Annotated in this window: 16 protein-coding genes; 5 read left to right on the top strand and 11 right to left on the bottom strand. The window is 54.7% G+C overall.

The window, feature by feature from the left end; translation table 11 throughout:
• On the top strand, nucleotides 1-743 hold a 743-nt coding region (locus tag BIS10_RS01655; RefSeq protein ID WP_253501790.1), incomplete at its 5' end, for a metallopeptidase TldD-related protein.
• A 9-nt stretch (nucleotides 744-752) separates the two neighbouring features.
• On the opposite strand, the gene yjgA is transcribed toward BIS10_RS01655, so the two are convergent.
• Nucleotides 753-1,274, bottom strand: a complete 522-nt coding sequence (gene yjgA, locus BIS10_RS01650) for a ribosome biogenesis factor YjgA (protein WP_044629941.1) — start codon at nucleotides 1,272-1,274, stop codon at nucleotides 753-755.
• Nucleotides 1,275-1,369: 95 nt separating this feature from the next.
• Between yjgA and pmbA the strand changes: the two genes are divergently transcribed.
• A complete protein-coding gene (gene pmbA / locus BIS10_RS01645) occupies nucleotides 1,370-2,710 on the top strand; it encodes a metalloprotease PmbA (protein WP_253501787.1) in 1,341 nt (446 codons plus the stop codon).
• Between the two features lie 26 nt (nucleotides 2,711-2,736).
• On the opposite strand, the gene BIS10_RS01640 is transcribed toward pmbA, so the two are convergent.
• The 10 genes from BIS10_RS01640 to BIS10_RS01595 form a co-directional block, all read right to left on the bottom strand.
• A complete protein-coding gene (locus tag BIS10_RS01640; protein ID WP_253501784.1) occupies nucleotides 2,737-3,006 on the bottom strand; it encodes an HPr family phosphocarrier protein in 270 nt (89 codons plus the stop codon).
• A 93-nt stretch (nucleotides 3,007-3,099) separates the two neighbouring features.
• The gene (gene rapZ, locus BIS10_RS01635; protein WP_253501782.1) at nucleotides 3,100-4,023 is read right to left on the bottom strand and encodes an RNase adapter RapZ; all 924 of its coding nucleotides are present in this window, start codon (nucleotides 4,021-4,023) and stop codon (nucleotides 3,100-3,102) included.
• Nucleotides 4,024-4,088: 65 nt separating this feature from the next.
• Nucleotides 4,089-4,556: a PTS IIA-like nitrogen regulatory protein PtsN gene (gene ptsN / locus BIS10_RS01630; RefSeq protein WP_044629945.1), complete on the bottom strand. Its 468-nt coding sequence runs from the start codon at nucleotides 4,554-4,556 to the stop codon at nucleotides 4,089-4,091.
• Between the two features lie 4 nt (nucleotides 4,557-4,560).
• Nucleotides 4,561-4,869 carry a ribosome hibernation-promoting factor, HPF/YfiA family gene (gene hpf, locus BIS10_RS01625; RefSeq protein WP_027335376.1) on the bottom strand — a complete coding sequence of 103 codons (309 nt, stop codon included), beginning with the start codon at nucleotides 4,867-4,869 and terminating at the stop codon, nucleotides 4,561-4,563.
• Nucleotides 4,870-4,966: 97 nt separating this feature from the next.
• Complete coding sequence (locus BIS10_RS01620; protein WP_044629947.1) at nucleotides 4,967-6,382, bottom strand: RNA polymerase factor sigma-54; 1,416 nt, start codon at nucleotides 6,380-6,382, stop codon at nucleotides 4,967-4,969.
• Nucleotides 6,383-6,487: 105 nt separating this feature from the next.
• Nucleotides 6,488-7,246 carry an LPS export ABC transporter ATP-binding protein gene (gene lptB / locus BIS10_RS01615; protein WP_253501780.1) on the bottom strand — a complete coding sequence of 253 codons (759 nt, stop codon included), beginning with the start codon at nucleotides 7,244-7,246 and terminating at the stop codon, nucleotides 6,488-6,490.
• 11 nt (nucleotides 7,247-7,257) lie between these two features.
• Entirely contained in the window at nucleotides 7,258-7,761 is a 504-nt protein-coding gene (gene lptA / locus BIS10_RS01610) for a lipopolysaccharide transport periplasmic protein LptA (protein WP_253501777.1), read from the bottom strand.
• A gap of 8 nt (nucleotides 7,762-7,769) precedes the next feature.
• Nucleotides 7,770-8,342 carry an LPS export ABC transporter periplasmic protein LptC gene (gene lptC / locus BIS10_RS01605; RefSeq protein ID WP_253501775.1) on the bottom strand — a complete coding sequence of 191 codons (573 nt, stop codon included), beginning with the start codon at nucleotides 8,340-8,342 and terminating at the stop codon, nucleotides 7,770-7,772.
• Nucleotides 8,342-8,884, bottom strand: coding sequence for an HAD family hydrolase (locus BIS10_RS01600; protein WP_253501772.1), 543 nt, complete (start codon nucleotides 8,882-8,884; stop codon nucleotides 8,342-8,344). Before BIS10_RS01600 ends, lptC begins: the two co-directional genes overlap by 1 nt.
• A gap of 42 nt (nucleotides 8,885-8,926) precedes the next feature.
• Nucleotides 8,927-9,913, bottom strand: coding sequence for a KpsF/GutQ family sugar-phosphate isomerase (locus BIS10_RS01595; RefSeq protein WP_253501770.1), 987 nt, complete (start codon nucleotides 9,911-9,913; stop codon nucleotides 8,927-8,929).
• 269 nt (nucleotides 9,914-10,182) lie between these two features.
• Here BIS10_RS01595 and BIS10_RS01590 point away from each other — a divergent pair, with 269 nt between their 5' ends.
• Genes BIS10_RS01590 through mlaD form a run of 3 tightly spaced genes read left to right on the top strand, consistent with a single transcriptional unit; the run spans nucleotide 10,183 to nucleotide 12,285 of the window.
• On the top strand, nucleotides 10,183-11,004 hold the full coding sequence (locus tag BIS10_RS01590; RefSeq protein ID WP_062373478.1) for an ATP-binding cassette domain-containing protein: 822 nt from the start codon (nucleotides 10,183-10,185) through the stop codon (nucleotides 11,002-11,004).
• Nucleotides 11,005-11,805: a lipid asymmetry maintenance ABC transporter permease subunit MlaE gene (gene mlaE, locus BIS10_RS01585; RefSeq protein ID WP_044629953.1), complete on the top strand. Its 801-nt coding sequence runs from the start codon at nucleotides 11,005-11,007 to the stop codon at nucleotides 11,803-11,805. It begins immediately after the preceding gene.
• A gap of 15 nt (nucleotides 11,806-11,820) precedes the next feature.
• Entirely contained in the window at nucleotides 11,821-12,285 is a 465-nt protein-coding gene (mlaD, locus tag BIS10_RS01580) for an outer membrane lipid asymmetry maintenance protein MlaD (protein ID WP_253501768.1), read from the top strand.
• Nucleotides 12,286-12,293 lie beyond the last annotated feature (8 nt).

Below are 12,293 nucleotides of genomic sequence, written 5' to 3'. Positions count from 1 at the left end.
ATCTTGAAGCCATTGATGCGCCAGCGGGGCAGATGCCAGTGGTGTTAGGCGCCGGTTGGCCGGGCATTCTGCTGCACGAAGCGGTAGGTCATGGCTTGGAAGGTGACTTTAACCGTAAAGGCAGTTCTGCCTTTGCAGGGCGAATGGGGCAGCGGGTTGCCGCCAAGGGGGTCACAGTGGTTGACGATGCCACTGTTGCTGATAGTCGCGGCGCGTTGAGCGTGGATGACGAAGGCACGCCCGGCCAATATACGCCGCTGATTGAAGATGGCATTTTAACTGGTTATATGCAGGATAAGTTAAACGCGCGATTGATGAAGATGGAGCCTACCGGCAACGCCCGCCGCGAGTCTTTCGCTCATCTGCCGATGCCGCGTATGACCAATACGGTGATGTTGGCTGGTCAAGATGACCCTGCCGATATCATTAAAAGCGTTAAGCGGGGAATCTACGCCGTGAGTTTTGGCGGAGGGCAGGTGGATATTACCTCGGGAAAATTCGTGTTTTCGGCGAGCGAAGCCTACATGATTGAAGACGGTAAAATTACCGCGCCGGTGAAAGGTGCAACGCTGATTGGTAACGGGCCTGAGGCCATGGGCCGGGTGTCGATGATTGGCCACGACATGGCGATGGATACCGGGATTGGCGTTTGCGGTAAAGAGGGCCAGGGTGTGCCGGTGGGGGTTGGCCAACCCACCCTGAAACTGGATGAGCTGACCGTGGGCGGCACGCAGTCTTCTTGAGACTGTGATTTACAGCGCTAGCGTATCGCGCAGGTGTTTGAAAAGCTTGCGTGAGCTGGTGGGGGGCTTGCCCTGTTCGCGCTCTTTGCGGGCGTTGCGCACTAGCTGGCGCAGCGCCTGACGATCGGCGTTAGGGTAGTCGGCCATAAACAGGTCAACGGCGTCGTCGCCCTCATCTACTAGGCGGTCACGCCATTTTTCCAGGCGATGAAACGCATGATCGCGCTGCTCTTTCTCTTGTTCGATGGCATCGAAAACGCCCTGAATGGCCGTTAGATCCTCTTTACGGATAAGTTTGCCAACGTATTGCATATGGCGACGGCGGCCTTCATGAGAGCGAATGCGAGAAGTCTCTTCAATCGCTCTCAGCATATCGTCTGATAAAGGAAAGCGCGCCCGCTCGGCAGGCTTCATGGCAATTAATGTTTCGCCAAGCGCTTGCAGAGCATGCATTTCACGCTTTAGCTGAGATTTACTCGGGCGCTCTTCTTGTTCATCGATATCGATAGGCTCGGGGCGTTGCTTCGGCATATAAGAACTCACAGATTAGATTCGTTTGCAGCATTATATCAGGCTGCGACCACAACATTGATTCGCCAATGCGATTCAGGCGAAAAGGAGGCCATATGGCACAGGCATTTGATGCAACGGCGCAGCAGGCGCAGTTGACGGAGCGCGCCACAGAGGCGCTTGCCCTGGCAAAACAGCTAGGGGCGGATGCCGCCGAAGTCGGCGCGAGCGTTGACCAAGGGTTGGGCGTTAGCGTGCGACTTGGTGAAGTGGAGACCGTTGAGCTATCTCGTGATCAGGGTATTGCGGTCACACTTTATGTGGGAAAACGTAAAGGTAGCGCTTCCTCAACGGATGCCAGTAGTGCCTCCATTCGTGCCACGGTTGAAAAGGCGCTGGCTATTGCACGTTATACCGGGGAAGATCCCGCTGCAGGCCTCGCTGAAGCAGAGCTGATGGCGACCCATTTGCCAGACTTGAAGGTGCACTATCCGTGGCCGCTCTCAACCGATGAAGCGATTGACCTTGCCCTGCGCTGCGAACAGGCTGGCCGCGAGGTGGCAGGTATTCACCAGTCAGAAGGTGCCTCGCTCTCAAGCGGTGAGGGCGTGCGAGTATACGCCAATAGCCACGGCTTTTTGGGGACTCAAAAGGGGAGCAGTCACTCACTCTCCTGCATGCTGATTGCCCAAGATGAGCAAGGTATGCAGCGGGATTATGACTATACATCTGCGCGTAACCCGCAGCAGCTTCACCACCCAGAGGAGGTGGGGCGCGAGGCAGCAGCGCGAACGTTGCGGCGTCTAGGGGCGCGACGTCCCCCGACGGGTACATTTCCCGTGCTGTTTGATCCCTCCCTTGCTAGCGGCCTTATCGGCCACCTTATGGGTGCTCTGGCGGGCGGCGCGCTTTATCGAGAAGCCTCGTTTTTATGTGACCGCTTGGGTAGCCCGCTATTCCCCGATTGGTTTGGGTTAGAAGAGCGCCCGCTGGAAGTGGGAGCAACGGCTAGTTCACCGTTTGACGCGGAGGGTGTACAAACCCGTAGCAACCGGTTTATTGATCAGGGGCAGGTGGCGAGCTACATGCTCTCTGCCTACAGCGCGCGTCGTTTAGGAATGCAGTCCACGGGCAATGCGGGCGGCGCGCGCAACCTGCGCTTGTTAGCGCCGTTAACGCCGCGGGAAGAGCTGTTAAAACAGATGGGGCGTGGTATTTGGGTGACCGAGCTCATGGGGCAGGGTGTTAACGGCGTCACTGGCGACTATTCCCGGGGAGCGGCGGGTTTCTGGATTGAGAATGGCGAAGTACAGTACCCCATTGAGGAGTTCACTATTGCTAGTAACCTCAACAAGATGTTCGCGGGGCTGAGCGGTGTGGGAAGTGATACGGATACCCGTGGCAGTATTCACACGGGTAGCTGGCTGATTGATGCGATGACAGTGGCAGGAACCTAATCGACAGTGCTGGCTTGGTAAACTAGCTACTGGTCTTCGTCAAACCGTGCGTCGAATAGAGCTTCAATGGCATCTAGCGCCTGTTCGGCGTCGCTTCCTTCAGCGGCGACAGTAAGCTCGGTGCCGCAGGGGGCGGCCAGCATCAGCAGCGACATAATATTGGCGGCATCGGCTTTCTGCTGCTGCTTATAAACCACGATGTTCGCGGAAAACTGCTGGCCACATTTCACCAGTTTGGTGGCCGCGCGGGCATGAAGACCACGCTGGTTGGTAAGTGTTAAGGTTCTTTCGGGCACTCTGGTTCCTTTTTGCCGAGTGGGTCTTGAAACTTAGGTCTTAAAAAACTTAGGTCTTGAGAAGCTTAGGCCTTAAAAATTAGGTCCTGACACTCAGGGCGTGCTGGCAGCGGCGGGTGTGGTAACGCATGGCACCGCTGGCTCTTCGCTCAGCGTGTATTGTAACCCCAGCTCACGGTGTCTCAACTGTACTTCTCCGGTCTGTTTAACCAGCTTTTTAGCAAGCTGTTCGACCATATAAACAGAGCGGTGTTGCCCGCCGGTGCAGCCAATAGCCACGGTCATATAACTTCGCTGGCTATTTTGGTAAGCCGGAAGCCACTTTTCCAACCACTCCTGAATATCATTGGTCATTGCCTCGACCATTGGGTAGCTACTTAAAAACGCCACTATATTGGCATCACGCCCTGTAAATTGGCGCAGAGTAGGGTCCCAATAAGGGTTGGGCAGGCAGCGAACATCGAAGACTAAGTCGGCATCCATGGGTACGCCGCGTTTGTAGCCAAACGACTCAAACGTCAGCGTTAGCTGATCTTTTCGCTGGTGGGCGACTTGATCAGTAATGCGGCGTCTCAGATCATGCACGGATAAGCGCGACGTATCGATCAACAAGTCAGCGAGATCGCGAATTTCAAGCAGCGTCTCTTCTTCTTTATTGATGGCCTCTTCCAACGTCATTTCGCTATCCCGGGTAAGGGGATGGCGACGGCGGGTGGCTGAGTAACGCTCCAAAAGAATGCGCGCATCCGTGGTCAGATAGATGACCTGAAAACGAATTCCTCGCTGGCGTAGTTCTTCCAGTAAAGCTGGGAGGCGTTCAAGCGCCGTAGGAAGGTTGCGCGCGTCAATGCTCACTGCTAAGTGAGTGCGCTCGCCTTGCTCACGTAGTTCATCAACTAATGAGCCCAGCAGCATGGCGGGTAAATTGTCGATAGCGTAGTAGCCAAGATCCTCTAGCGCTTGTAAGGCGATAGATTTACCGGACCCTGAACGGCCGCTAATGATCACCAGTTGCATAGCGTCTCTCTTGGCTTGCATAGGAGGAAATTATCGCTGCGTGCAGTGGCCACCGCCCATAAAGCCTAGGCGGCTTGTTCGCGAATCTTGGCGGTAATAAGTGCTAAGAGTTCGCGCTGACTATCGGCTTTACGCAACTGCTGACGCGTATGGGCGTCGTTCATAATAGTAGCCACTTGGCCAAGCAGTGCTAGGTGGGTGTCATCTGCCTCTTCTGGTACCAGCAGCACAAACACAAGATCCACCGGGTCGCCATCAATGGCGTCGAAGTCTACTGGCTCAGCAAGCTTTAAAAAGCCAGCAATGGGTGCGCTACAGTGAGGACTGCGAGCGTGGGGGATGGCAACCCCGTTGCCTATCCCCGTACTGCCTAGTCGCTCGCGGCCAATGAGGCGGCTAAACACCTCTTGGCTATCTAGGCTGGGTGTATTTTGGGCGATAAAGGTGCTGAAAAACTCCAGCACCCGTTTTTTGCTGCCCCCGGGAACGTCATAAAGCACGCGCTCCGGGGGGAGGATGGTTTCCAACGTCATTGAGTTAACGCACACCAGCGCCCTGGGCGCGAGCTTGTGCTTTTTCCTTATGTTTAACGAGTTGACGATCGATTTTGTCTGCTAGCGCATCAATAGCGGCATACATGTCGTTATCAAGCGCTTCGGCGTGAAGGTCTGCACCGGCAGCGTGCAGTGTGCAGGCTGCTTGCTGGCGCTCCTTCTCAACAGATAAGGTCACTTGCACCGTGGTAATGTTGTCGTAATGGCGTTCAACGCGTTCCAGCTTTTCGTTAACGTAGTCACGCAAGGCGTCAGTCAGTTCAACGTGATGACCAGTGATGTTTACTTGCATTGACGTGCTCCTTATCCATCGGACTGTACTTCGATTGTAACCCTTTTTACGCTATTGCAAAGCCCTTGCGTTGAGTTTGTTCATACTTACCGTTTAACTAGCGTAAACGACGGCGCTCACTTGACGAGGGAATGCCCATTGACTCCCGGTATTTTGCGACAGTACGCCGTGCAACGCTAATGCCCCCCTCTTCAAGTAGAGTCACCAAGCGGCTATCGGAGAGCGGTTTTCCTGAGGGCTCATCCTGAATCAGCTTTTTGATGCGGGCACGAATGGCTGTGCTGGAGTGGCTGTCGCCGCCGTCTTGGCCGCTTACCTGGCTTGAGAAGAAGTACTTAAGCTCGAAAACGCCCCGCGGCGTGTGAATAAATTTCTGCGTGGTCACACGAGATATGGTGGATTCGTGCATCTCTACCGCTTCAGCAATATCCGCTAAAATCAGCGGTTTCATTGCTTCTTCGCCATGCTCCAGAAAGCCAATTTGGCGTGCAATAATTTCACGCCCAACTCGTAGCAGCGTGTCATTGCGACTCGATAAGCTTTTGATCAGCCAGCGGGCTTCTTGGAGGTGCTCTTTGAGGAACTGGTTGTCTTGGCTTTTGTCTGCGCGTTTGATCAAGCTGGCGTAGTCGGGCTGTATACGCAAGCGTGGTAGTGCTTCTGGATTGAGCTCTAAATGCCAGCCTTCATTGTCATGCCGAACGACTAGGTCGGGGGTGATGTAGCTGTCGTCGGTAACGCCATAGGTGCTCCCAGGGCGTGGGTCAAGGCTGCGAATTAAACGGATGACATCGTCAAGCTGCTCGTCATCAAGGCTTAAACGGCGCTTGAGAAGCCGCATATCGTCTTTGCCTAATGCTTCCAAAAACTGGCGAACCAGCCGCTTGGCGGGCATTAGCAGCGGGGTGTCCTCGGGTAGTGAGGCGAGTTGCAGCATCAGGCATTCACGCAGGTCTCGGGCAAAGACGCCGGTGGGCTCAAATTGCTGCAAGCGCAGCAGGGTATTTTCCACTTCCCGCTGGCTTAAGCTGTCATGGCCTTGGGCTTTTAATCCTTCCCGAATGTCATTAAGCGGCTGGGTGAGATAGCCGTTGGCATCCAGCGCATCAATCAGGCTTTCCGCGATGGCGTATTCTCGCGGGCTAAAGTCTGTCATGGCCAGTTGCCATAGCAGGTGGCCATGTAGGCTTTGTCCAGCGGCTTGGCGCTCGAAGTCGGGGCCTTCACTGCTGCCACCCAGGCTGCCTATGTCTTGATAGGTATCTGACCAGTCACTGTCGACGGAGAGTTCGTTGGGGATGCTCTCGGACCACTCAGCCTCTTGAGGCTCACTGACAGCCTGCTCGCCAAACTCATCTTCTTGCTCAAGCATGGGATTGGCATCTAGCGCTTGCTGAATTTCTTGACGAAGGTCCAGCGTCGATAGCTGAAGCAGGGCGATAGCCTGCTGCAGCTGAGGTGTCATGGTCAGCTGTGTGCCGATACGCAATTGGAGAGAAGCTTTCATGACCATCTGAGAACCACTCGTTAATCAGAAAGCTCCACCCTAGAGCGAGTTATGGCTTGGTGCAAGTGCAATAAGCATGCCACTAAAAGAAATGCTTCTGCAGGTCACTGTTTAAAGGCGGAAATCGGCGCCTAAATAGACATCTCGAACCTTCTGGTTGTTGAGGATTTCCTGGGCGTTTCCACTGGCAATGATGTGACCGTCGCCAACAATGTAGGCAATATCACAAATATCCAGCGTTTCACGAACGTTATGGTCGGTGATCAATACACCAATGTGGCGTTTCTTTAACGCTCGAATGATAGTTTTAATTTCCCCAACGGAAATCGGGTCAACCCCGGCAAAAGGTTCATCCAGCAGGATAAAGGCCGGTTCGGTGGCCAAAGAGCGGGCGATTTCAACACGGCGGCGTTCGCCCCCAGAAAGACTCATGCCTAAGTTGTCGCGTATATGAGTGATGTGAAAATCTTCAAGTAGTAACTCAAGTTGTGCTTCCCGGGCGCTTCGATCAAGCTCTTTGCGTGTCTCTAAAATGGCCATAATGTTGTCGGCCACGGAGAGCTTGCGGAAGATGGAAGCTTCCTGGGGTAGGTAACCAATCCCTGCCATGGCGCGTTCATGCATAGGAGCATGAGTGAGGTCAAGGTCGTCAATGCCTACTTTGCCCGCATCCGATTTGACCAACCCCACAATCATATAAAACGAGGTGGTTTTACCTGCACCATTAGGGCCAAGTAGCCCAACCACGCTACCTTGAGTGATTTCCAGATTAATATCTTTAACCACACGGCGGCGCTTATAGCTCTTCGCTAAATGATGGGCGTAGAGCGTTTTTACTGGTGTGGGTTCTGGGGATGTTGATGCTGCCACGTGGCCACTTCCTATTGTTCGGGCTGAAGGGTCATACGAATACGCTGATTTTCACTGCCGCTAACGTCAGAGCGTGCTTGTACTACTTCTTGATCGATAAAGTACTCTAAACGTCCACCTTGGAAGTGATCTCCTTGCTGGGTCAGCTCAGCTTGGTCAATCAGCTCAACCCGGCGTTCGGAAACGTGATAAATAATCCGACGCGCCCAGCCTTCTATAGGGGTTTCTTGGTCTTCAATTTGGTTACGCAAGTAAGCACGCTCGCCCGTAGCGATGGCGCGAGACAACTCGCCAGCATCGTTACGCTGAATTTCGACACGCTCGCCGCGTAGCTGCATATTGCCTTGGCGAATGTCAACGTTACCGGTGTACACGGCTGTCCCTGCTCGTTGGTCAAGGTCTAACCGGTCGGCCTCCACATGAATGGGCGCTTGGTTTTGTGCCGCTACAGGCAGTGCAGTCGTGACAAGCGGCACGGCTAGGGCAAAAAGTGCAGTGCGGATTAGAGCATTCATCGCGACTCCTAAGGGGAACGGGTGGCCGGCGGATGAACGCCGCGCACGTTGTTGGTTAAACGGACTTGGCTGTCATCCAGCCATACATCCATTCGAGAGGCTTCCATACGCTGAGGGGGCTGCTGCAACACTACGTGGGTGTCGCTCCAAGCATGCCGGGTGGTCCCGTCGTAGTTTAATAGTTCGGTATCAAGCTGCCACCCCTCTTCAGGCGCTAGTAGCCGCGCGGAGCCTGCCAATGTTAATGCTTGGGTTTCGGTATTGAGGGTGCCAGTGTTCGCCGTGGCGAGCCACTCACGTTGTTCGCTATCAAACAGCGTGGCACGGGGTGACAGCACGTCAGTCATTGCCGTTTGCGGAGTATGCACCAGCCGTGGGGTTACCAGAGACTGCTGAATAGTGCCTGTTTCGCCAAATAGGGTAATTTCGGCATTCTCTAATACGTGCCCAGGTTCCTGGGCACGAGCTTCAGAGTCAATCTCAGTCTCCTGGGGGCCGCGAGGGTCTAGCCAAACCAGCACGCCGCCTAGGGCGATGACCATTGCCGTGATCCAGCCCCGTTTTCTTACCCTAAAGCGCATTATGACTGTCCGTGCAGATACGTATCGAGTACGGCATCCCAGTGCCCTTGAGACGTTAGGAGCGTATCGCAAATTTCACGCACAGCCCCGTGTCCGCCAAGGCGTTCAGTGATCCAGTCGGCATGGGTGTGCATGTAGTCCGGAGCATTGGGGACCGTAATACCGACACCGGAGCGCTTGATCGGAGCAAGATCAGGTAGGTCATCTCCACAGTAGGCGACCTGTTCTAAGGTGATATCAAGCCGCTGACAAAGCGCTCTCAGGGTAGTGAGTTTGTCTTCACAGCCCTGGTGCACGTGAGTGATTCCTAAGGCAGCAGCGCGCTGGCTCACCATAGGTGAATCACGGCCGGTAATCAGCGCCACATGGATGCCGACACGCTTGAGTAACTTCAGGCCATGACCGTCCTGGGTGTGAAACGCTTTGATTTCGATACCGTCAGCCTGAAAATAGAGACGGCCGTCAGTAAGTACACCGTCTACATCAATCGCAAGCAGTTTTACGCGGCGAAGCCGGTCGAGTAGTGCATCAGGTAGGGCCATAAAGCCTCCATCATCTATTGCCAAAAAAGCAGTATAAAGTCGTTAAATAACGCCGCTGGCAAGCAGGTCATGCATATGCAGCGCGCCGATGGGGCGCTGCTGTTCATCAACAACAGCCAGTGCAGTGATACGGTTATCTTCCATAATGCGCACCGCTTCGGCAGCTAGTATGTCTGGACCAATGCGCTTGCCGGGGCGCGTCATTACGTCATCTACCTGAACATCGCGCAGGTCGTGGTATTGGTCTAGCGTGCGACGCAAGTCGCCGTCGGTATAGACCCCGGCAAGACGGCCTTCGCTATCCACCACGCAGGTAAAGCCCAGCCCTTGGCGGGTTATCTCAAGTAGTGCATCGCGCAGCGGGCTGCCCAGCGCTACTTGAGGGAGCCGTGAGCCATCGTGCATTAAGTCGCTAACACGCAGTAGTAAGCGCTTACCGAGGCTGCCGCCAGGGTGAGAGAGGGCAAAGTCTTCAGCGGTAAAGCCCCGTGCTTCCAATAGGGCAACAGCAAGGGCGTCGCCTAGGGCAAGGGCGGCGGTGGTGGAGCTGGTGGGTGCTAGGTCAAGCGGGCAGGCTTCTCGTTCTACACCGCTATCCAGGTGGGCGTCTGAGTGCTGTGCAAGAGTGGAGCCTGGGCGGCCAGTCATACTGACCAGCGGTGTGCCAAGACGCTTGAGTAGCGGAAGTAGGGCCGTTACTTCAGCGGTTTCACCGGAGTTAGAGAGTGCCAAAACCACATCGGCGCGGGTAATCATGCCCAAGTCGCCATGGCTGGCTTCACCTGGGTGAACAAAAAAGGCTGGAGTGCCTGTGCTGGCTAGGGTGGCTGCGATTTTGCCGGCGATATGACCTGACTTTCCCATGCCGGTGACTACCACGCGTCCCTGACAGGCAAGCATAAGCTGACAGGCGTGGTCAAAGCCTTCATCTAGCTTGGCTTGCAAGCCCCCAATAGCCGCTTGCTCGATTTGCAAGGTGCGCAGCGCACTTTCACGCAGTTGGCTGGGTGTGGAGAGTGGCTGACGCATGGCGTGTCTCGTTTCATGATGTGAATAGGTGACTAGTAAGAATAACATCTTGAAGCAGTGTTTAGCTAAAGCATGCAGCAAGTACCCGCGGTATTAGCGAGTTCTATTGACGAATGGTTTGTACGGCAATAATTTGCGCGACTGTTACTAAGAGTAGCGTTAGGATACGATGTTCGATAATATTTCGAAAACACTGTTTTCTAAACTGCCCCGCGCCCAGTCGGTTTATACTGACGCGTTCTGGCAACACGATGAAGGTCAATCAGCTTATGACGGATGTTCCCTTCATACAGGTTGAAGATGTTTACTTTTCCCGTGGAGATAACGATATCTTCCGTGGCGTTAATATGACCATTCCGCGTGGCAAAGTCACCGCCATTATGGGGCCAAGCGGCACGGGTAAAACAACGCTATTGAAGCTTATTGGTGGCCAATTAACGCCAGACCGTGGGCGGATTTTAATTGATGGGCAGGATGTTCACCGCCTGTCACGCAAGGCGTTGTTTACGCTACGTAAGCGCATGGGAATGCTGTTTCAGAGCGGCGCGCTGTTTTCGGACTTAGATGTTTTCGAGAATGTGGCCTTCCCGCTGCGGGTGCATACTGACTTGCCCGATACCATGATTCGCGACTTAGTGTTGCTAAAGTTGCAGGCAGTAGGGTTGCGGGGGGCAAGGCATTTAACTCCCGCTGAGCTATCAGGGGGTATGGCGCGGCGGGTGGCATTAGCGCGGGCAGTCGCACTTGACCCTGAGTTAATCCTTTATGATGAGCCATTTGTAGGCCAGGACCCTATCTCTATGGGCGTGCTGGTGCAATTGATCAAGCGGCTCAATCAGGCGCTGTCGCTGACCTCGGTAGTGGTCTCCCATGATATCAAGGAAACGCTGAGTATTGCCGACTACCTCTACCTGATTGCGGATGGGCAGGTGGTGGCGCACGGCACTCCGAGCTCGCTAGAGGTGAATCAAGACCCTCGTGTGAGCCAATTTATGCACGGCGAGCCAGATGGTCCGGTGCCGTTTCACTATCCCGCAGAGACGCTCTACCGGGATATTCTCGGTCACGATTTAGCACTTAAGGCAGGGTAGATGCAGTCTAAATTTTCTCACTACACGGCGCGGGTTACCCGCCTGGGTCGGAAAGGGTGCGATGTGGTCGAGGCCCTGGGGCGCGCCACGGTGTTTCTCGCCCAATCGGCAGTGGGCGTGCCTTCTCGAGAAGGGTGGTCGCTTTGGTTGCGTCAAATGCACTTTGTTGGTGTGCTGTCGTTGGCCATTGTGCTGGTGTCAGGGCTGTTTATTGGCATGGTGCTGGCGCTTCAGGGATATACCATTTTGGTGGATTTCGGCGCCGAGCAGGCGCTGGGCCAAATGGTGGCGCTTTCGCTACTACGTGAGCTGGCCCCTGTAGTGGCAGCACTGCTGTTTGCCGGGCGGGCAGGGTCTGCATTAACGGCTGAAATTGGCCTGATGAAGGCCACCGAGCAGCTCACCAGTATGGAAATGATAGGGGTAGACCCGCTGCGACGCGTGGTAGCTCCAAGGCTGTGGGCAGGCTTTGTGGCGCTGCCTATTCTTACTGTGGGCTTTAGCGTGGTAGGCATCTGGGGTGGCTACTTGGTGGGCGTAGAGTGGCTGGGCGTGTTTGAGGGCTCTTATTGGAGCAATATGCAGGCCAGCGTGTCGTTCATCGATGATATCGGCAATGGCATGATCAAGAGCGTGGTGTTCGCGCTGGTGGTGACCTGGATTGCTGTGTTTCAGGGTTATGACCTAGTACCAACCTCTGAGGGGATTTCTCGAGCTACCACCCGTACGGTGGTCTACTCCTCGTTAGCGGTGCTAGGGCTGGATTTCGTTTTAACCGCCGTTATGTTCGGCGGCCTTTAAGGGTGGAGTAATGTCATGAAGCGCAGCAAAACCATGGAGTTTGGCGTTGGCCTGTTTATGTTGGCTGGCATCATAGGGCTGGTATTTCTCGGCCTGCGAGTCAGCGGCTTAACGCTCTCAGCGCCCTCTGATACGTTCCGTCTTGAGGCAAACTTTGCCAACATCGGCGGTTTGAAACCGCGTGCACGCGTTACCATGGCGGGTGTCACGGTGGGCCGGGTAGAGGCAATAGAGTTGGATACTGAGTGGTATGATGCCCGCGTGACGCTAAGCCTTAATAGCGAGCTTGAAGGCCAGCTTTCTCAGGACACCACCGCTGCGATATTGACAGCAGGCCTGTTGGGTGAACAGTACATTGGCTTGAGCGTAGGCGGCGCGCCCGACGTGCTAGAGGAGGGCGATGTTATTCGCGATACGCAGTCTGCTTTGGTGCTTGAAGAACTTATTCAGCAATTCGTATCCAATATGGTCAGCAACTAAATGCGTTC

Origin of the sequence: Halomonas sp. 707B3 (assembly GCF_024158645.1) — a bacterium.
Classification (GTDB): Bacteria; Pseudomonadota; Gammaproteobacteria; order Pseudomonadales; family Halomonadaceae; genus Vreelandella; species Vreelandella lionensis.
The sequence above is the reverse complement of the archived record's forward strand: the minus strand, read 5'-3'. Positions and strand labels throughout refer to the sequence as shown.

What these genes read in the sequence shown, in the direction of transcription:
- yjgA (WP_044629941.1), bottom strand. Translation starts at nt 1,274, where the DNA reads ATGCCGAAGCAACGCCCCGAGCCTATCGATATCGATGAACAAGAAGAG.
- pmbA (WP_253501787.1), top strand. Translation starts at nt 1,370, where the DNA reads ATGGCACAGGCATTTGATGCAACGGCGCAGCAGGCGCAGTTGACGGAG.
- rapZ (WP_253501782.1), bottom strand. Translation starts at nt 4,023, where the DNA reads ATGCAACTGGTGATCATTAGCGGCCGTTCAGGGTCCGGTAAATCTATC.
- ptsN (WP_044629945.1), bottom strand. Translation starts at nt 4,556, where the DNA reads ATGACGTTGGAAACCATCCTCCCCCCGGAGCGCGTGCTTTATGACGTT.
- hpf (WP_027335376.1), bottom strand. Translation starts at nt 4,869, where the DNA reads ATGCAAGTAAACATCACTGGTCATCACGTTGAACTGACTGACGCCTTG.
- BIS10_RS01620 (WP_044629947.1), bottom strand. Translation starts at nt 6,382, where the DNA reads ATGGTCATGAAAGCTTCTCTCCAATTGCGTATCGGCACACAGCTGACC.
- lptA (WP_253501777.1), bottom strand. Translation starts at nt 7,761, where the DNA reads ATGAATGCTCTAATCCGCACTGCACTTTTTGCCCTAGCCGTGCCGCTT.
- lptC (WP_253501775.1), bottom strand. Translation starts at nt 8,342, where the DNA reads ATGCGCTTTAGGGTAAGAAAACGGGGCTGGATCACGGCAATGGTCATC.
- BIS10_RS01600 (WP_253501772.1), bottom strand. Translation starts at nt 8,884, where the DNA reads ATGGCCCTACCTGATGCACTACTCGACCGGCTTCGCCGCGTAAAACTG.
- BIS10_RS01595 (WP_253501770.1), bottom strand. Translation starts at nt 9,913, where the DNA reads ATGCGTCAGCCACTCTCCACACCCAGCCAACTGCGTGAAAGTGCGCTG.
- BIS10_RS01590 (WP_062373478.1), top strand. Translation starts at nt 10,183, where the DNA reads ATGACGGATGTTCCCTTCATACAGGTTGAAGATGTTTACTTTTCCCGT.
- mlaE (WP_044629953.1), top strand. Translation starts at nt 11,005, where the DNA reads ATGCAGTCTAAATTTTCTCACTACACGGCGCGGGTTACCCGCCTGGGT.
- mlaD (WP_253501768.1), top strand. Translation starts at nt 11,821, where the DNA reads ATGAAGCGCAGCAAAACCATGGAGTTTGGCGTTGGCCTGTTTATGTTG.